Source organism: Rhizobium sp. SRDI969 (assembly GCF_025152725.1).
GTDB lineage: Bacteria > Pseudomonadota > Alphaproteobacteria > Rhizobiales > Rhizobiaceae > Rhizobium > Rhizobium leguminosarum_I.
Genome location: NZ_CP104035.1, coordinates 1,866,982 through 1,884,314, shown reverse-complemented (window position 1 = coordinate 1,884,314; position 17,333 = coordinate 1,866,982). Strand labels below are relative to the sequence as shown.

15 protein-coding genes, 1 tRNA gene and 1 pseudogene are annotated in these 17,333 nt (G+C 57.9%); 9 read left to right on the top strand and 8 right to left on the bottom strand.

Features of this window, described 5'->3' with window-relative positions:
• Window positions 1–657 precede the first annotated feature (657 nt).
• Complete coding sequence (locus tag N2A41_RS09510) at window positions 658–1,137, bottom strand: hypothetical protein (RefSeq protein ID WP_026154139.1); 480 nt, start codon at window positions 1,135–1,137, stop codon at window positions 658–660.
• A gap of 275 nt (window positions 1,138–1,412) precedes the next feature.
• Between N2A41_RS09510 and N2A41_RS09505 the strand changes: the two genes are divergently transcribed.
• Window positions 1,413–2,150: a hypothetical protein gene (locus tag N2A41_RS09505; RefSeq protein WP_017964212.1), complete on the top strand. Its 738-nt coding sequence runs from the start codon at window positions 1,413–1,415 to the stop codon at window positions 2,148–2,150.
• 18 nt (window positions 2,151–2,168) lie between these two features.
• Here N2A41_RS09505 and N2A41_RS09500 read toward each other — a convergent pair whose 3' ends face one another.
• The gene (locus N2A41_RS09500) at window positions 2,169–3,662 is read right to left on the bottom strand and encodes an FAD-dependent monooxygenase (RefSeq protein WP_260110795.1); all 1,494 of its coding nucleotides are present in this window, start codon (window positions 3,660–3,662) and stop codon (window positions 2,169–2,171) included.
• Window positions 3,663–4,320: 658 nt separating this feature from the next.
• Between N2A41_RS09500 and N2A41_RS09495 the strand changes: the two genes are divergently transcribed.
• Window positions 4,321–4,548 carry a hypothetical protein gene (locus N2A41_RS09495; RefSeq protein WP_017964209.1) on the top strand — a complete coding sequence of 76 codons (228 nt, stop codon included), beginning with the start codon at window positions 4,321–4,323 and terminating at the stop codon, window positions 4,546–4,548.
• A 74-nt stretch (window positions 4,549–4,622) separates the two neighbouring features.
• Here the strand turns inward: N2A41_RS09495 and N2A41_RS09490 are convergent, their stop codons facing one another.
• On the bottom strand, window positions 4,623–4,826 hold the full coding sequence (locus N2A41_RS09490; protein ID WP_026154138.1) for a CsbD family protein: 204 nt from the start codon (window positions 4,824–4,826) through the stop codon (window positions 4,623–4,625).
• 685 nt (window positions 4,827–5,511) lie between these two features.
• Here N2A41_RS09490 and N2A41_RS09485 point away from each other — a divergent pair.
• Both N2A41_RS09485 and N2A41_RS09480 read left to right on the top strand, forming a co-directional pair.
• Entirely contained in the window at window positions 5,512–7,443 is a 1,932-nt protein-coding gene (locus N2A41_RS09485) for a membrane protein (RefSeq protein ID WP_020486083.1), read from the top strand.
• Window positions 7,444–7,467: 24 nt separating this feature from the next.
• Window positions 7,468–7,686, top strand: a complete 219-nt coding sequence (locus tag N2A41_RS09480) for a hypothetical protein (protein WP_017964206.1) — start codon at window positions 7,468–7,470, stop codon at window positions 7,684–7,686.
• 416 nt (window positions 7,687–8,102) lie between these two features.
• Here the strand turns inward: N2A41_RS09480 and N2A41_RS09475 are convergent, their stop codons facing one another.
• Complete coding sequence (locus tag N2A41_RS09475; RefSeq protein WP_017964205.1) at window positions 8,103–8,330, bottom strand: hypothetical protein; 228 nt, start codon at window positions 8,328–8,330, stop codon at window positions 8,103–8,105.
• 103 nt (window positions 8,331–8,433) lie between these two features.
• On the opposite strand from N2A41_RS09475, the gene N2A41_RS33315 reads away from it, so the two are divergent.
• Window positions 8,434–8,670: a hypothetical protein gene (locus N2A41_RS33315; RefSeq protein ID WP_085991555.1), complete on the top strand. Its 237-nt coding sequence runs from the start codon at window positions 8,434–8,436 to the stop codon at window positions 8,668–8,670.
• A gap of 91 nt (window positions 8,671–8,761) precedes the next feature.
• Complete coding sequence (locus N2A41_RS09470; protein ID WP_017964203.1) at window positions 8,762–8,962, top strand: hypothetical protein; 201 nt, start codon at window positions 8,762–8,764, stop codon at window positions 8,960–8,962.
• Between the two features lie 395 nt (window positions 8,963–9,357).
• Here the strand turns inward: N2A41_RS09470 and N2A41_RS09460 are convergent, their stop codons facing one another.
• The 3 genes from N2A41_RS09460 to N2A41_RS09450 are packed head-to-tail and all read right to left on the bottom strand — an operon-like array spanning window position 9,358 to window position 14,215.
• The gene (locus N2A41_RS09460) at window positions 9,358–9,981 is read right to left on the bottom strand and encodes a TetR/AcrR family transcriptional regulator (protein WP_311202880.1); all 624 of its coding nucleotides are present in this window, start codon (window positions 9,979–9,981) and stop codon (window positions 9,358–9,360) included.
• A gap of 8 nt (window positions 9,982–9,989) precedes the next feature.
• Window positions 9,990–13,100 (bottom strand): efflux RND transporter permease subunit, encoded by a 3,111-nt coding sequence (locus tag N2A41_RS09455; RefSeq protein WP_260110794.1) that lies wholly within the window; start codon window positions 13,098–13,100, stop codon window positions 9,990–9,992.
• Complete coding sequence (locus N2A41_RS09450; RefSeq protein ID WP_260110793.1) at window positions 13,100–14,215, bottom strand: efflux RND transporter periplasmic adaptor subunit; 1,116 nt, start codon at window positions 14,213–14,215, stop codon at window positions 13,100–13,102. Before N2A41_RS09450 ends, N2A41_RS09455 begins: the two co-directional genes overlap by 1 nt.
• 98 nt (window positions 14,216–14,313) lie before the next feature.
• On the opposite strand from N2A41_RS09450, the gene N2A41_RS09445 reads away from it, so the two are divergent.
• Both N2A41_RS09445 and N2A41_RS09440 read left to right on the top strand, forming a co-directional pair.
• Window positions 14,314–14,907, top strand: a complete 594-nt coding sequence (locus N2A41_RS09445) for a TetR/AcrR family transcriptional regulator (RefSeq protein WP_017964199.1) — start codon at window positions 14,314–14,316, stop codon at window positions 14,905–14,907.
• Between the two features lie 229 nt (window positions 14,908–15,136).
• Window positions 15,137–15,945, top strand: a pseudogene (locus N2A41_RS09440) (oxidoreductase).
• Window positions 15,946–16,161: 216 nt separating this feature from the next.
• Here the strand turns inward: N2A41_RS09440 and N2A41_RS09435 are convergent.
• Window positions 16,162–16,237: transfer RNA gene (locus N2A41_RS09435), tRNA-Lys, on the bottom strand.
• A gap of 232 nt (window positions 16,238–16,469) precedes the next feature.
• Here N2A41_RS09435 and N2A41_RS09430 point away from each other — a divergent pair.
• Window positions 16,470–17,219, top strand: a complete 750-nt coding sequence (locus tag N2A41_RS09430) for a cytochrome c biogenesis CcdA family protein (RefSeq protein ID WP_260110792.1) — start codon at window positions 16,470–16,472, stop codon at window positions 17,217–17,219.
• Window positions 17,220–17,333: the final 114 nt, after the last annotated feature.

The following is a 17,333-nucleotide window of genomic DNA, read 5'->3' as shown; positions in this document are numbered from 1 at the left end:
AATCATACGAATGTTTCGGCTCAGCTGAGCGTGCGTCTAGCGCCCCAGAAGTTTTCGCATAGGCTCGTGTTGGCATGGTAGATTGCCACCATGACAACCTTGCGAGGAGACGTTCAGATGAACCAATTTTTTACGTTGGTAGCGGGAGTGCTGATCGGCGTATCCGCGATCACGTCTTCCTGTACGTCGCCTGCAAGGCAGGATCACCAGGATTATCAATATCAGCGGAATACATCGGTAAACCCGGCATGCGCGGATGGGTTCAGACCCGGCAATGCTCGCTCGTGCAGCTATTGAAAGATTTAGAACCGAAATTGGTTTTGCACCAGGGGCGGCACGCGACAGCAATGGGCCGTTCGGGAACTCCTAACCTGCTTCACCGTTATGTGATCGGGCCACAGTTGGCCCGATCTCAAACAGGAGAACGGTTTCCCATGAACAATTTGATCTGGCTCGTCGGCGCTGTCGTTATCGTGCTCGCGATTTTGAGTTTCTTCGGATTCCGCTAAATGCAGACGTGCTGATGGAATGTGGCGACTGAACCGCGCCTTCCCTACCCGGCGATCGGATGGACGACGAACTCCTCCGCGCCGATGATCGACAGGGAGTGGGAGCGCCTCAAACCGCGGAAGGCTTGAGCGGCGTCAAAGTCGTCGATTACCTCTCGCAGATCTTCGCGATGTTCTTCTCGAGACTTCGGCGCAGCGCGTCGGAAATCTCGGTCTGGAGTCCTTTGACAACATCGCCGAAGCGACCGCCAGTCTGCACGATCTCGATCGAACTCTCGGCGGTCTTGCAAGTCGCAAGGTCGACCTGCAGATGGACTTCCGCGGTCGCCGAGAACCCGCCTTTGACGAGAGCTTCGTCCGATGTCTTGCAGGCCAGCGTGCCTCGGGCACTGGCCTCCGCAGCGTCGCCATTCACCGACACCTGGAGGTTTTCGATCTTCACGGAATCGAGCTTGTCGACGCCGACCTGCACGGTAATCCCAAAACTCGAGACCTTCGCCTTGAGCGACCTGCAAGGTTGCGCTTCTGCGATCGCCCGCTCCAGCGCATTTGCTGCTTGCGCTTGTGAGACTGTGAGCGGTTGCAAGACAAGAGCACCTGCCGCAAGCAGGCCCAGCCAATTACGCATCTCTTTCTCCGTTCCGTATAGTCCGATGAGCAGTCCGCGGACGCACCGCATCATAAGCGTGGAACAGGCCATCGGCAAAGCAATGCCGGTCGCCGCGACACACCCGACACCCCTGGCAAATTGACCGACACGGCCGGCGCAACCCGCGACGAACCGCCATTTCGAAAATCCACAGAATGACGTGTAAGCAGCGCCAAAAGTAGATGATCACCCCCGCGGCCTTCCTTTATCATTAGTCGTTTCGGCCTCCCGAGGCAGATCGTGAAGGAAAATCGATGGATCGCCTTGTTGGCACAGATGAAGCGACGCAATCGGAGAAGCGGGCTGCAGAAGCGGATCGGCCGGAGGGCTTGGCGCGGAATGTTGCGGTCATCAAGATCGGCGACTGTCTGCTGGGTTACAAGGCCGTCCAGCGCCGCATGCGGGCCAGCCGTTGGAACCATTTCCGCGGCCGGATGCGCGAGATCGAAAAACTGATCAGGCATCGTCACGGAGACATTGTGCTCGAGGCCGACGACGCATTGATCTATGTCGAGGTGATCGCCAGCCTCGCCCTGGTCGAATTCAAGAAAGAGTTCGTCGAAGTGGTGCTCGGCTGGGCGGCGCGATGGCTTCCCTGGGCTGGGAAAGGCGACATTGAGGAGGTCATCTACGAGCGGACAAAGGTGCGCTTTTCCCCGTTGTCGGCCGACGCTCTCGGTCATGCTCTGCACCTAAGCTACGTAGAACGGAGCGCCCTCAATATCCGCACCATCGGTGCCTTCGATGTGCCGAAGCGGAAGCGAGAAAAATTGCAAAAGGAAATACGGCGGCAGCGAGACCGAAGCCGGAAAGAGAAGCAGCGCCGTGCCGTCGGCGCGCGTTCCAGAGCCGACTATCTCGCCCATTCTTTGAGTGCAGCCCGCCCCTGGGAGGCTTTCGGCATTAGCCGCCGGACGTGGGAACGTCGCGGCAAACCGATGCCGGATCCCGCGACGATATCGGATTGCGGTTCGATCTCGCTCGCCGCCTAGGTCGGAGCTTCTCGGCCTTTAGCAGGGTGGTCCGAACCAGCTATTCACAGCCTCTTGCAATCCATCCTGCATCCCGTTACCCGCCCACGCCACATATCCATCGGGCCGGATCAACACTGCGGTGGGCGCGGAGACCGCACCCAGCGCAGGCAGCTCCCATGCACCGTCATATCCGGCGTCGACCAGCTTGATGCGATCAGACCACGGCGCGATGTCGAAGCTGCCGGGCGCGTCGAGGTTCAAGAACACAGGCCGCGCATCTTGGAGCAGCGTAAAGAGACGCAGAGGACCATCAGGTGTGGTGAGGTCAAGGTCAGGCATGCGGCGGCCGAGCAGCGGATGCCCCTCACCGAGGTCGTAATGGATACCCAGTCCCGACATTTCGGCCGCGATCCGTTTGCGCGGTTCCTCCATGCCAAGCAGCTCCGTCACGATGTCTCGCAAGGCTTCGGTGCGATCGTCGGTCCGCTGCAACGCGACCTGCGCCATCGTCGTGCGCAACAGGCGGGCGGCAACCGGATGCCGCTCGGCGTGATAGGTGTCGAGCAAGGCTTCGGGCGACGTGCCTTTTACCACCTGGGCCAACTTCCAACCGAGATTGACGGCATCCTGCACACCGGTATTCAGGCCTTGTCCGCCGACTGGAGAATGCACATGGGCGGCATCGCCGGCGAGGAGTACCCGGCCCTTGCGGTAGGCCGTTGCCTGCCTGGACATGTCGGTGAACCTGGAAATCCAGTTGACGCGATGGAGTCCGTAATCCGTTCCGAAGGCGGCGATAAGTGCGTCCCTGAGATCCCCGAGGGTCGGCTCGGTCCTGGCGCCGGCATTCTTCTCCGGCACCATCACGCCGACCGGACCTTCCTTGGCAAAGACGATCTTGCCGTCGTGGATTTCATACTCCTCCCTGCCAAAGGCATAAATGCCAAGGGCCGTGCGATGGATGCCCAATGGCGGCTCCTCTTCCATCTCCACTTCGGCGAGAATGTTGCTGGTCGTCGGATCCCATCCTTCAAACGCAATGCCGGCAGCCTTGCGAACCAGACTGCGGCCGCCATCGCAGCCGACGAGATAGCGTGCCCTGAGCGAAGCGCCATTGGATAGCTCAATGGTGACGCTGGTGTCGTGCTGCGCAAAACCCGTTACCTCAAGGCCGCGATAGATCGGCACCTCGAGCTCGCCGACCCAGCCGGCCAGAATGCGCTCGATATGCTTCTGCCTCAACGCCAGCCCGTAATTGTGCCGGGTCGGAAAATCGCTGATGTCCAGACGTGTGACCGCGAACCCCGTGACCTGGGCTATCTGCCCTTCCGCAAGGAACTGGTCGACAACGCCACGCTGATCGAGAACCTCGAGCGTGCGCGCACTCAGACCGCCGGCACGCGTACCGGCAAGCTCCTGGTTGGGTCGGCGCTCGACAATGGCGACGTCGACGCCTGCCAAGGCAAGCTCGCCTGCCAGCATCAGGCCCGTCGGCCCTGCCCCTGATACCACGACTGCATGTTCCCTCATCCGCAGACTCCCTTATTTCAATTGTTCCAATGCGATCTCTCAGGGTCTAATGAGACCTCGTCTCACTGCACCACCCCGATCTCATCGGTCCTGCGCAGCTGGCGATTTTCTCTGTCGCAGGTTGTTCTACCTATAATTATAAACCTCATACTGGTTGGAAGGACTTGCGACAGGATTCCTGGCTTGCTCTCTAAAGCCATGTTCTTTGCCACTTGCAGGTCTCTTGCTGTGGAGCTTGAGCTTTTCAATACGACCTGACCGGGTGGGCGCCGGATCTGGCAGGCGCCCACCCGGGGTCGTTCCTCTCGAAGGGGATCAATCAATTGCGGAACGACGTATCTTACTGCGGAGCCGGAGCTTTTTGCGGAATCGTATCGGCCGCTGGTCGCTCAGACGGATCAGCGGGATGGCCATAGATTGTGTACACGGCCCCCGCCAGCACCCCCAAAAAGAGGAGCGCGGCTACGTACAACATCATGCTACGGATTGCCGTCTTTGGTGTCTCGTTCATTGGGGATCTCCAGGATTACTCAACGGTCAAATTCAATGCGGGCGCTGTTGGTTCCGAGGTGGAGGTTGTTCAGGTGAGTAGCCACTCACGGAACGATCAGGTCCGGATCTGGTTTAACCAATATGCTCATCGCTAGCGGAGGCCATCATGTGGGCAATCCTGACCGGAGCCGCACTCATCATCGGCGGACTTCTTTTTCTCTTTACGTCGGCGCTTGGTCGAAGACCGAGTAATCCGCATCAAATGCCGCAAGGCGGCACCACGCTGGAACCACGACGCCAGGGCCTCAGATTCCTCGGCGTGTCGCAAAACTGGCCAGCGCTGGCCATAATCGCGATCGGCGCACTTCTTCTGGCTTTTGGCGGATATTCATGACGTCCGACAACCCTTGACGGCACTAGCTCCTTCCACAGCAAAAACCCGGCTTTCACCGGGTTTTTGTTCAGGCACTACCAAGTCTGGCGACTGGTCCAGTCATCGATGTCGCGTCTGACACGATCCTTTTGGAGGCCATACCGCTCCTGGATCTTGCCTTCCAGCTGCTCGCGCTTGCCCGCGATCTGGTCGAGATCATCGTCAGTGAGTTTGCCCCACTGCTCCTTGATCTTGCCCTTCGCCTGCTTCCAGTTTCCTTCGACACGATTCCAATCCATGGTCGATTTCTCCTGTCTGTTGATGAGGAGAAAACGGAGCGCAGCGGAATTTGGTTCCTGTGTCATAGTCGATTTCATAAACCATCGCGCTATCTGCATCGACGCTCGTAGACGACATCCAAGGCCATGCTCGCCAACAGTTGATCGCCATCGGCCTCAATCTATTCCGAGAGCCTCCCGAAGCAGCGGGACGACTGCCTAACTGATTATAGATCCTTCACTTGCCGCCGCCCTGCGACGCCTTTTATCCTGTTGCACTTCGGCGTTTGAGCAAATGGGACCTATCGTGCCGACTCTAATGCGGAGATCATCTTTTGACCGTGGCGGCGAAAGCCGTAGCAGGCAAGAAAGTCCCTCGGCTCAGGCTGTCGCTTTGACCCGCCATTGGGCAATCCAGGGGCCCAGCGCAGGAGCCCTCCGATTCGCGTTTTCCAGCCATCGCGGTGCCAGTGAGTGCATCTATAATCATCATCTTATATGGAATTCTCTTTAAAGATAATTTGGCCAAGCCGATTGCGAAATTCGTTTCTCCCGTTAACTTGGAAAACGTAGCATACGTTTTCCAGGTACTATTGAATTTCATGGCGCATTGGGAAAAAGTCCGCCGCGAGTGCGACTTCTGCTGGCGCAATACACACACTGCGCTTTCGTGCAGACGCAGAGATGTGATGACTTGAAGGGCAAAATGGCGCTTGTTCTGAAGACCTTCGGTAGGTTGCAGCTCGTTGACGAGGACGGGAATGGGGTCGCGTTTCCGGAGAAGGGCCTGCTGCTTCTCGCCTATTTGCTCACCACCGACCAAGGTTCGGCGGATCGAACAACATTAGTGAGCTTTCTGTGGGGCGACGCCGATAGGGACGATACGCTTGCGACTTTGCGTAAGTTGATTTCGAGAATGAAGGCCCGTCAAATTGAACTCGGGATAAATATCCTTTCATCCCAGGGCAACATGGTCACCCTCGACCGGGAGTCTCTGTCTTCCGACATTCTGCTATCCGGGACAGAGGAAGAGGTTGAACCGTTCTCCCGGCTCAAGCATCTCGTGAAGCTCATGAACCAGCCTTTTCTGGGGCCGGTTCACAGTCATAGCCGTCAGTTTCAACGGTGGCTCGCCGAGCGAGAAATTTGCCATATCGAGCTTCTCGGTAATACATTGAGAACGGCGTCCCGACTGCCGCAGTCGCAGAAGGAATCCGAACTCCTGAGGAAGGCTGCAGTTATCCTCTTTCGGACGGAGCCGAAGGATCCCGATACACTGCAAATGCTCATACAGATATTCCAGGCGGAAGAGGAAGTTGCGTCCCTTCGGAACCATTTTGAACAGCGGCGGAATTCGATTTTGCGAGGAATCGCCGCGCGCGCCAGATCCGGTGACGATGACGCAAAATCCCTCCGTCCGACATCAGCGCCTGCAAAGCCGAAACTCGAGGCCGCTCTTCCCGTTGAGCCCGAAGATATCCGGATTGCAATTCCCCGCCTGGTGCTGCTTCCGCCCAAGAACCAATCCGCGCGACCCCAAGCCGGTTTTTTAGCCGCATCTTTGGTGGAAGATATCACAATCGGATTTTGCGCCTTCAACAGCCTGGAGGTCATAGCCCCCTATTCGGCGGTTCAAATCGGCCACCACATGGAGACGCAGAAAGCCTTCTTTGAACGGCATCGCGTCAATTATATTCTCGATACCCGGATCAGCAACACGGACGATGACGTCACCCTGTTCGCCCAACTGATCTTTTTCGACCAAAATCAAATAGTTTGGGCGGAAAGATTCAGCCTTGATCATATGGATCTCGTCAAAGATCGGAGAACTGTCGCCCGACGGATCGCTCTCTCGGTGTCCAGTGAAATCGAGCGCCATGAGACGTTGCGCGAAGATCTGAACCCGATCGCTTACCATCGATATCTTGTCGGCAGGCGGCACCTGGCGCGATTGACGCTTCCGAATCTGCGGCGTGCGCGCAAGGAAATGAAAGCCGCACTCAGCGTCAGCCCCGATTTCGCGCCGGCGCTGAGTTCGATGGCCCGGACCTACTCGAAGGAATGGTTGTTGACGGCCAGGGGTGATGCCGATCTTTTGCAATCGGCGGAGATTTTGGCAAAGCAGGCCACCGAGACGCGTCCGGACTTCGCTGATGGATATCGCGAGTTCGGGGTCGCCAAACTGTTACAGGGGGCATTTGACGAAAGCGCCGAGGCAATGGAAGTGGCCGAGAGCCTTGCTCCACACTATGCCGACGTGATTGCCGACTATGCAGACACCTTGGTTCATTGTTCGCTCCCCGCGATGGCCTTGCGAAAGATCGAGCGGGCAATCGAGTTGAACCCGCTTGCTCCCGACACTTATTTTTGGACCGCCGCGGGAGCGAACTACGCCCTCGGAGCTTTTGAAGAGTCCCTGGATTACATCGGGCAGATGGCCGATCCGAGTCTCGCGGATAGGCTATCTGCCGCAAGCTGGGCTATGCTGGGCCGTCAGGACAAGGCGCGGGTCTTCGTCAGGAGGTTTCGCGAAGGCAACCCGGCCTTCGATGTGGACAAGTGGTTGTCTGCTGTTCCAAGTAAAGAGCAGTGGCATAAAGATCTTTATCGTGAAGGCCTGAAGAAAGCTGGATTTTAAACATCAATCCTTGGAGGGAAAACCATGGCTACAGTTGTTATTATTAGTGTTGACGGCCGAGACGAACTCTGGATCGCTGATCTGGACAACGGCACCGTCGTGCCGCTCCCGGAGCCCAAATCAGGCGGCCTGAAAGTGGTGACCGATCTTCGCGCGACCGGGACAACCTTGACGAAGGGCGTGAATATCGCCGTGGTTGTCAAATCTGCGGAGGCAGCACTTTCGGGCCATTATGATGGCTGAACGCCGATAACCTTAGCGGCGTGAGGCTGGAAGGCGGCAGCACGCTGGAACGAGGCTTCAAGTGGTCGATATTAATGGCATCCGACGGCGCTTGGCCGTACCAGGAGCACCCGAGGTGGCTGGAAGCGCCTTAGTTTCTTCGACAACAAAAACCCGGCTTTCACCGGGTTTTTGTTCAGGCATTGCCACGTGGAAGTTGGTTCCTGTGTCTTAGCCGACTTCATCAAGCGTCGCGTTATCCTGCACCGACGCACGTAAACGACATTCCAGGCCATGCTCGCAAGCGCTCGCCAGCGGCTGATCGCCGGCGGCTTCAATCTCTTCCGAGGGCCTTCCGAAGCAGCGGGACAACTGGTGTGACTGATCATCGATCCTTCACTGGTCTTCCCCTGAGATGCCTTTCAGCCTCCTCCACTTCAGTGTTTGAGCAAATGGGTACCTATGGTGCCGACCATAATGCGGAGATCATCTTTTGATCGTACTCCATGTTCGAACATGGAGATCAACTCTTGAGCTGCTTTGATCGCACTTAGGCTATCCTTGGGGCAGCAGCGTGCGGCGCACCATTCGTCATAGATGTCCTCGATCATTGCGAGGTCTTCTGGACCCAGCGCCGACTTGGAGCCGTGCATACCTTGAAACATCGCAATCCTCCCAGATGCTGACGTGACACGTAACAACGAACTGATTTTATGCCAACTTCCGGAGACTTCAATGTGCGGTATAGGACAGAGGGAAGCTCAATTGCTGCGGCAAAGACGCAAGGCCGCTGCCCACGTCAAAAATACCCACGGCCTGGACCCGCTTAACGTTTCTCTGCGGAGCCTGTCGGATGAAGAAGGCCTTGGCGCGTTACTCTCGCTTGAGATGATAGGGTACGAAGTGATCTGGAATGCCTGGAGAAAGCCGGCTTCTGCATATGTGTGGAGCGGCCCGAACGAACACTGGTTGTCGGATGGGAACAAAGACCTATCCGGAAAATAGAGATGAGACCTCACGAGCTTGTGTCTCCCTTCATGCCCTTTAAAAGGAGATGTTCCATCCCATTATCGTTCCGAAAGAAGTGAGAGCGATCATGATCCGATCCCAGATAGCCGACGCACAAACCGTGTTGAGCGACGAAGAAATAGCCCTCTGCCAGAGAGTATTTGACCACATCAGCTCGGTGCGACAAATCACAACGGATACCGAGCGCGAAGATCTGGCTCGGCGGGTGATTCATTCGTACCAGCATGGGGTGAAGGACGAGGGCGCGTTGCTACGACTGTTAATCTGAGATTGCGGCAACTATCTTGATGACTAGAAAAGGTGGAAGCGTCGGGGTTCGAACCCCAAAAAATTTCCTAGATGTTTAGTGTCCCGGCATTTGATGGCGCGGATCGAAGGTGAAGCGCTGGAGTTGTGAAGCCCGTGCTTTGCAAATGAACTCGTAGGGGTGAGGCCTTGATGGTTCGGTTCATACTCTCGACTTGACCGCGGATGCCTCGGCTTGGTCGTGGGGTGCTCGATATCGCTAGTGGCGCAGGTGTATTCAAGGTGATGCGTTCGCCATTGGCGATTGCTTCAAACGAGGTGTGCAGTGCCACCAGGCACATCGCCTGAGCGACGTATTCCTCGTGCGATGCTGCGCATGTAGGTCGCCTTTGTTGGTCGCGCGAGCAGCGACTTTCGTCATTCCCACCAAAGTGCTTGCAGGATAAACGAGATCTGTTCACCAAGGCCCTCTTCAGCATTCCCGGCGTTTCGAACCCGCTCCTCGACGAGGACCGGGTGGTAAAAAGGCACGAACGCATTCATCGCACTTCGGGCAGCTAGGGCTGCATCGATGACATTAAAATTGCCGGCGTCTGCCCCTTCTTCGATAATATTTTCGATGATCGCCACAAGACGAGCGCTATGGGCGCTAATAACTGGCCAGCTCTCCACCGTTGCAGCGACGATCAAGTCATGGACCGGCTTCTCTTCAACGAAGTTCTTTCTTCTCTCCTCATGGAGCAGCTTGAAAAGACTTTCGAGCTTCTCGTGAGCCGGCGCCTCTTGCCGGGCGACTGCATCCGCCAACCGAGCAGCTTTCTCGATGAACCGGCCGCAGATCGACTTGTTGATCGCTGCCCTCGACGGGAAGAACCGGTAGATGTTGGCACTGCTCATCCCGAGGCAAGATGCGATATCTGCGACAGATGTCTTCTGGTAACCGATGCGGCGAAAATGCTCTTCCGCCACATCGAGGATACGCTCGCGCCACATTTCGACTTCAGTGCCCGAGCGGCCCTGTGGGATCACGATACGTGGCACGGACGCCCCTATTCTGCCGCCAGCGCTATCGGCCGCGCCTGATGTTCGACCGCTTCCTCTTTCTCAACTGCTTTGGGTGGTTTGATCCGAAACCACACAGCATAGAGGGCCGGAAGGAAGAGCAGGATCATCACGGTGCCTGCCGCCGTTCCGCCGATCAGGGTATAGGCCATCGACCCCCAGAACACTGAGTGGGTTAGAGGTATGAATGCCAGGATCGCCGCGAGTGCAGTCAGGATAACAGGTCTTGTTCGCTGGACGGTCGCTTCGATCACGGCATGGTAGTCGTCGAGCCCTGCCGCCTGGTTCTCCTTGATCTGCTCTGTCAGGATAAGCGTGTTTCGCATCAGTATGCCTGCGAGCCCGATCAAGCCGAGGATGGCGTTGAAACCGAAGGGTTGATTGAACAGCAGCAAGGTCGGAACCACCCCGGCAAGACCAAGCGGTGCGGTCAGCATCACCATTGTCATTGTCGAGAGACTGCGAACCTGCAGGATGATGATGATCAACATGGCAGCAATCATCAGCGGGAAAACCTGCGCAAGCGCAACATTGGCTTTCAATGACTCCTCGATGTTGCCGCCCATCTCGATACGGTATCCAACGGGAAGCGATGCGATCAGCGGCTGGAGGGCCTTCATTACCTGTTGCGACACCTCCGGTGGCTGCGTCGCCTCGTTGATATCAGACCTTATAGTGATGACCGGGGTCCGGTCACGACGCTTCAAGATCGGCTCTTCGAACCTGATCTCGGAATGCCCGATCTGATCGAGGGGAACCTGGCGGCCATCCCGGCTCATCAGCGAAAAGTCGGCAAGTCGTGACGGGTCGAGGCGGTTTTCGCCAGCACTTCGAGCAACGACAGGCACGTTGCGGATGTTGTCGCGCACCTGCGTGACAGGGATGCCGGTGAGCAGCATCTGCATCTGCTGGGCAGCCTCCGACGGAGAAAGACCAATCAAATTGAGCCTCTCCTGGTCGGGGACAAATCGCAGAACAGGTGTTCGGTTGCCCCAGTCACGGTTGGCTTGGCGGACATCGGGAACGGTCTTCATGATCGCCAGAGCCTGCTCGGAAATCTTATAGAGTTCATCCTGATCAGGCCCCATGATCCGGAACTCGACCGGGAACGGCGTGTACGGACCAAACACGAGTTGAGTGACGCGCACAGAAGCTTCGGGAACAAGACCCTCCGAAATAGCGGCACGAAGGCGGTGTTTCAGTTCTTCGCGCGCATGGGCGTCGGGCGTGAGAACGACGACCTTGGCGAAGGCGGGATCCGGCAATTCCGGTGCCATAGCAAAGAAGAACCGGGGTGCGCCCTGCCCTACGTAACTTGTGACGATATTGGTCTCGGGCTGGGTCTGTAGCCAGTCTTCAACCTTCTTCACCGCGGATGTCGTCGCCTCGATGCTGGTGCCCTCGGGCATGCGCACTTCAACCAGGACCTCCGGGCGATCCGATGTCGGGAAGAATTGCTGCTTCACGCCGCCCATCCCAACAACCGAAACGGCCATGGTGATGCCTACCACGGCGCAGACCATGAACTTATGGCGGACAGCGAACTCGATGCCGGAACGCAGACGACGGTAGTTCGGCGTGTCGTAGATGGCGTGATGACCGCCCTCGACCGGCTTGATGTTCGGCAGCATCTTGACGCCAAGGTAGGGCGTGAAGGTAACAGCCACGATCCAGGATACGATCAGGGCAAAACCGACGACCCAGAAGATGTTACCGGCATACTCGCCGGCCGTTGATTTTGCGAACCCCACGGGCATCAGCCCGATGATCGTCACCAGCGTGCCCGACAGCATTGGCGCCGCAGTATGGCTCCAGGCATAGGCGGCCGCCTTGATGCGGTCCATGCCCTCTTCCATCTTCACGACCATCACCTCAATGGCGATGATGGCATCGTCCACAAGAAGGCCCAGCGCAAGGATCAAAGCGCCGAGCGTGATGCGGTCGAAGAAGCGCCCGGTTTCCAGCATGATGAGAAAGACCACGGCAAGTGTGAGCGGCACGGCAAGCGCGACGACAATGCCAACGCGCCAGCCGAGTGCGACTAGACTTACGAACAGCACGACGCCAAGCGCCATGGCGAACTTGAGCATGAACTCGCCGACGGCCTCCTCGATGTTGACAGCCTGATCGCTGACCTTGGTGAGCGTCATCCCCAGCGGCAGTGTCTCCGCGATCGTGGCGGATCGAGCCTCAAGCGCTTTTCCGAGATCGAGTCCGTTCCATCCCGCCTGCATTACGGCACCCAACATAATTGTCGGCTCGCCTTCATGGCGGATAAGGTAGGTGGCAGGATCTTGATAACCGCGCCGTACATCCGCGATATCGGAGAGTTTCAAAGTACGGCCAGCGGCCACGATCGGCGTGTCGGCAACGGCCTGCACACTGTTGTAAGCTCCGTCGAACCGGATGAATACCTGTGGCCCCCTGGTGTCGATCGAGCCGGCGGGTGTGACCGTGTTCTGTCGCTGCAAAGCAGCAGCGATATCTTGCGCCGATATGCCGAGTGTCGCGAGCTTCGCGTAGGAGAACTCGACGAAAATCTGTTCGGGACGTTCCCCGACGATGTTGATTTTCTTGATACCAGGAACATGCAGCAGGTCCTGCCGGATGACCTCTGCCTGCCGCACGAGATCGCGCATTGGCAGTCCCTTTGCCTTCAATGCATAGAGACCGAAACTCACATCGGAGTATTCATCGTTGACAAACGGCCCGATGACGCCCTGAGGGAGATTGCGGGCTTCGTCACTAAGCTTCTTGCGCGCCTGATAGAATTCTTCTGCCACGGCACTTGCCGGGGTGTTATCCTTGAGGGTGACCGTCAGGAAAGCGTAGCCCGGTCGGGTTGTCGTCTCGACGCGGTCGTACCATGTGAGTTCCTGAATGCGCTTTTCAAGCGGCTCGGCGACAAGGTCCTGCATTTCACGGGCAGTGGCACCTGGCCAGACCGAAGTAACAGTTAGGGTCTTGATTGTGAAAGACGGATCTTCGGCGCGCCCCAGCTTGACGAAGGCGTAGGCGCCAGCGGCGGCCAGCAGCACAATAAAGAACAGGGTGATGGCACGTTCGCGAACGGCGATGGCTGACAGATTGAAGTTCATTACTTTTTTGCCTCCTGCTGCGAGGCAATCCTGATGACCGCGCCGTCGGCGAGGAGATGCGCGCCCAGCGCGACAACCTGCTCTCCAGTTCCAATTCCCGTGACGAATGCCATCTCCTCGCCAATCTGCTGAACTTTGACCGGAGTGAACTTCACCGTTGATGTTGTGCCGTTGACGACCCACACTCCAGTGCGACTACCGTCATCCAGAATTGCGCCCACTGGTATAGCAACCTCCGACTGGCGGTCAGCATCGAGAATTCCAATCGTCACTGTCGAGCCAAGCGGGGCGGAAGCCGCATCGCCTTCGAGAACATAACGCGCCTCGTAGGTACGGGTTTGCGGATCGGCGGAATCCGAGATCTGCCGAAGTTTGGCCTTTCCGCTTAAACTTCCGCCTGCATAGACGCTGGTCTGCGCTTCGGAGCCAATCTTGGGCCGCAGGGTCTCCGGAAGCCAGATAACAGCCTCGCGCGGGCCCGCCTGCGCCAGTTGAACGACCGTCTGGCCCGCTGCCACGACTTGTCCCGGATCTCCAAGGGTCTGGGTTATGGTTCCATCAGCGTCGGCAACAAGAAGCGTGTATGCAGTCCCATTTTCGGCCACCTTGGCGTCGGCCTCTGCCGCAGCAAGCTGAGCAGAGGCTGTGTCGAGTGCTGCTTTTGCCTGTTCATAACGCTGCGGAGTAGCTGCCAAGCCATTTTTTACCAACGCCGCATAGCGCTTTTCGTCTGCTTGCGCCTGAACCAAGACAGCACGTGCTGCGGTAACGGTATTACGCTTTGCTGTCAGCGCGAGTTGGAGATCGGTCTCGTCAATGCGCATCAGCGCCTGGCCTTGCCTCACCTGCTGCCCGACGTCGACCATCCGCTCGACGATTTTGCCGGGAACACGAAAACCAAGGTTGCTTTGCACCCGGGAAGCGACAGTGCCTGTGAAAGAGCGCTCAGCCGCACCGGTGGTCGTTGCCTCCACCACTCTTACGAGCGGTGACGCTGTTCTTGGATCAGCGGCCACCGCTTCCTGCTTGCTGGGTTCAAAAACCACGAAAAAGGCCCCGGCTGCGCCGGCCGCTGCCACGAGACCTACGAAAGTCAGGACAAGTTTGCGTTTCATTTGGGTTTCTCTTCTTGACGGACGACACGGATAATTTAGATTGCGATCTAAATCTATTTTTGTTATAGATGTCAAACAAAATCTAACCGGAGGTCGATATGAGAGTGAGCCGGGCACAGGCTGAAGAGAATCGCGAAACGGTGATCAACGTCGCAAGCCGTCTGTTCCGAGAACATGGCTTCGATGGAATTGGGCTAAAAGATCTGATGAAAGGGGCCGGCCTGACCCAGGGAGGTTTCTACAAGCAGTTCGCGTCGAAGGACGACCTCGCCGCACTAGCATCGCGGCGTGCGATGGAAAGCGCCACACGGAGATGGTCTGCAGCGGCGGCAAACAGCTCCGATCCCCTTGAGGCAGTCATGGCGTTCTATCTTTCATCGGACCACAGAGGTGAAAAGTCAGAAGGCTGCCCACTTGTGGCGCTGGGATCGGACGCGGCTCGCCAGAGCAAAGAGGTCAGGCGCCCATTTGAAGACGGGATCCGGGCTCACTTCGAGGTTCTGGATGAACTGATGGCCAGCGACACGAGCTCTAGTCCCAGCGGCGGGGCGATGGCCATACTGTCTCTCATGGTGGGCGCCGTCACGCTGTCGCGGATTATGGAAGACGAGGACCTTTCACGAGGCATCCTTAACGCAGCGGCTGGCGAAGTCAGGCGCATTGCGCGCGGCGACGATGTCGCTGAAGGCTAAGCCGGGTTCAATGACCTGGCGCCGAAAAGTGCCGAAGTTTAGCTCCCGCCCGGCAAGGTGAGTGTGTCCTAAGGCTCCTGCATAAGCCGCATATTTAGGGAACAGGCCAAAGCGGTATCCGTCGACTGCCTGACGACATCGTCGGAGACCTCCCTTTTGCTTGTAAGTCGCAGAAAGCCTACCCGAGTTTTAGAAGCAGCAGCTCATCACACAGAAAGAAGTGATTTCCATGAACAAGAACAATCTTGGCGTAGCCTTGGTGACTGGGGCATCCACCGGCATCGGGTATGCAACGGCCGCAGCCCTGCAGAACGCGGGCTTTCGCGTGTTCGGAACCAGCCGCCGCCCCGCAACCCAGAGGAGCGACGGTGTATCCATGCTGACATGCGACGTGACCGACGACGCGTCGGTGGCGAAACTGGTTGATGACGTGCTCGCAGAGGCCGGCCGCATCGATCTTCTTGTCAATAATGCTGGCATGGGGCTGCTTGGTGGCGCGGAGGAGTCCTCAACGGCCCAGGCCAAGTCGTTGTTCGACGTGAACGTCTTCGGCGTGTGACCAACGCGGTGTTGCCGATTATGCGACGCCAAGGGAAGGGCAGAATCGTGAATTTGAGCTCGGTACAGGGGTTCATCCCCGCTCCCTATTTCGCGCTCTACTCGTCGACCAAACATGCCATCGAGGGTTATTCCGAATCACTCGATCACGAATTGCGCGCCTTCGGCATTCGCGTTTCGCTGGTCGAGCCAGCCTACACCCGGACGTCGTTCGAAGACAATCTCGCCAAGCCGGATCAGGTGCTCGATATATATGACTCTGCGCGCGCTGGCATGAATGTAGTCGTGCAGAAAGCAATGGAAATAGGCGACGCGCCCGACGTGGTGGCAAAGGCAATTATTGCCGCTGCGACTGATCCCGCTCCAAAGAGGCGTTATACGGCCGGAAAAATGGCACGACAGGTCAGTTTTCTGCGCCGCTTCGTCCCTGCATTCGCATTCGACAAGAGCCTCCGAAAACAACTCGGGCTGCCGGTCTGAAACCGACGACATCCTGTTCCGCTTGATGAACAGGCGTCTGGGCGCATTTCAGAAGATGACAATGGCAGCATCGACGCAGGAAACATGCCGCCCTGTTGGCGCGAACGCTTGCCGCGGCGCCATCGGCGGGGCAAGGGCAACGTCTGTCCAGTGAACTTCTTCAAGTATCCGTCGCGCGGATGCCTACAAACCTACGCCTGCCTCCCGGATGACACTTGGTGAGAGCGTCGGGGTTCGAACCCGAGACCTACTGATTAAAAGTCAGTTGCTCTACCAGCTGAGCTACGCTCTCCCTCTCCGCGGGTGTGCCCACCCCGGCTGGAAGTGGGCGGAACATAGGCAGGCGACCCATTGCGGTCAACCGAAAAATTTGCCTTTTTTCCGGCGGTCGGCACATTTCTTGCCAAGCGCAAGACAGATGTCTTGCGTGCAAACACAGATTTCCTGCGTGCGCAAAAAGGTGATTGGCAATCCCTGGCCTGCAAAGCTAGGAACATCACGCAGATTGCAGCCGGAGAGAATGCGTGTCGATTGCCGATATTTCCCTGTGGAGCGCGTTGATAGCCGGGGCGCTTTCGTTTCTGTCGCCCTGCGTGCTTCCCCTCGTCCCGCCCTATCTCTGCTATATGGCCGGAATCTCGGTCGAGCAGTTCCGCGGCGGCGGTGCGGTTGCGGTCGCGCCTGGTGTCAGGCGCGGCGTCTTCTTCTCTGCCCTCTTCTTCACGCTCGGCTTTGCGACCGTCTTTGTGGCGCTCGGCGCCGGTGCTTCCAGCATCGGCATGGCGCTTCGCCAGCATCTCGACCTCCTGTCGAAGATCGGCGGGCTGATCATCATCGTCATGGGGCTGAATTTCCTCGGCCTCTTCCGAATCGGGCTGCTGACCCGCGAGGCGCGCTTCCAGGACGGCGGTAATCCCGGGACGCTGACGGGCGCCTATGTCATGGGGCTTGCCTTCGCCTTCGGCTGGACGCCCTGCATCGGTCCCGTGCTCGGCGCCATCCTCGGCGTTGCCGCCTCGCGCGAGACGGTCGGCTCCGGCGCCGGGCTGCTCGCCATCTATTCGCTCGGCCTTGCCATCCCCTTCTGGATCGCCGCCGGCTTTTCCGGCGCCTTCATGCGCTTCCTCTCGCGCTTCCGCCGCCATCTCGGCACGGTGGAAAAGGTGATGGGTCTCTTCCTCGTGCTGACCGGCCTCGCCTTCCTATTCGGATGGGTCAGCAATGTGGCGATCTGGTTCCAGCAGACCTTTCCGATCCTGATGCAGATCGGCTAGGCTGCCGGCTGCCGATTTTCCTGGCCATGCAGCAGGTGCGTGGGCTCCTGCGCCGTCCGTCGCCGGTACCGATGGGCAATGCGGCTTTTTGCGCGGCCTATCGGGAACAGCGTC

Coding starts and splice junctions, on each gene's coding strand:
- N2A41_RS09510 (WP_026154139.1), bottom strand. CDS start 1,137: ATGCGTAATTGGCTGGGCCTGCTTGCGGCAGGTGCTCTTGTCTTGCAA.
- N2A41_RS09505 (WP_017964212.1), top strand. CDS start 1,413: ATGGATCGCCTTGTTGGCACAGATGAAGCGACGCAATCGGAGAAGCGG.
- N2A41_RS09500 (WP_260110795.1), bottom strand. CDS start 3,662: ATGAGGGAACATGCAGTCGTGGTATCAGGGGCAGGGCCGACGGGCCTG.
- N2A41_RS09495 (WP_017964209.1), top strand. CDS start 4,321: ATGTGGGCAATCCTGACCGGAGCCGCACTCATCATCGGCGGACTTCTT.
- N2A41_RS09490 (WP_026154138.1), bottom strand. CDS start 4,826: ATGGATTGGAATCGTGTCGAAGGAAACTGGAAGCAGGCGAAGGGCAAG.
- N2A41_RS09485 (WP_020486083.1), top strand. CDS start 5,512: ATGGCGCTTGTTCTGAAGACCTTCGGTAGGTTGCAGCTCGTTGACGAG.
- N2A41_RS09480 (WP_017964206.1), top strand. CDS start 7,468: ATGGCTACAGTTGTTATTATTAGTGTTGACGGCCGAGACGAACTCTGG.
- N2A41_RS09475 (WP_017964205.1), bottom strand. CDS start 8,330: ATGTTTCAAGGTATGCACGGCTCCAAGTCGGCGCTGGGTCCAGAAGAC.
- N2A41_RS09470 (WP_017964203.1), top strand. CDS start 8,762: ATGATCCGATCCCAGATAGCCGACGCACAAACCGTGTTGAGCGACGAA.
- N2A41_RS09455 (WP_260110794.1), bottom strand. CDS start 13,100: ATGAACTTCAATCTGTCAGCCATCGCCGTTCGCGAACGTGCCATCACC.
- N2A41_RS09450 (WP_260110793.1), bottom strand. CDS start 14,215: ATGAAACGCAAACTTGTCCTGACTTTCGTAGGTCTCGTGGCAGCGGCC.
- N2A41_RS09445 (WP_017964199.1), top strand. CDS start 14,314: ATGAGAGTGAGCCGGGCACAGGCTGAAGAGAATCGCGAAACGGTGATC.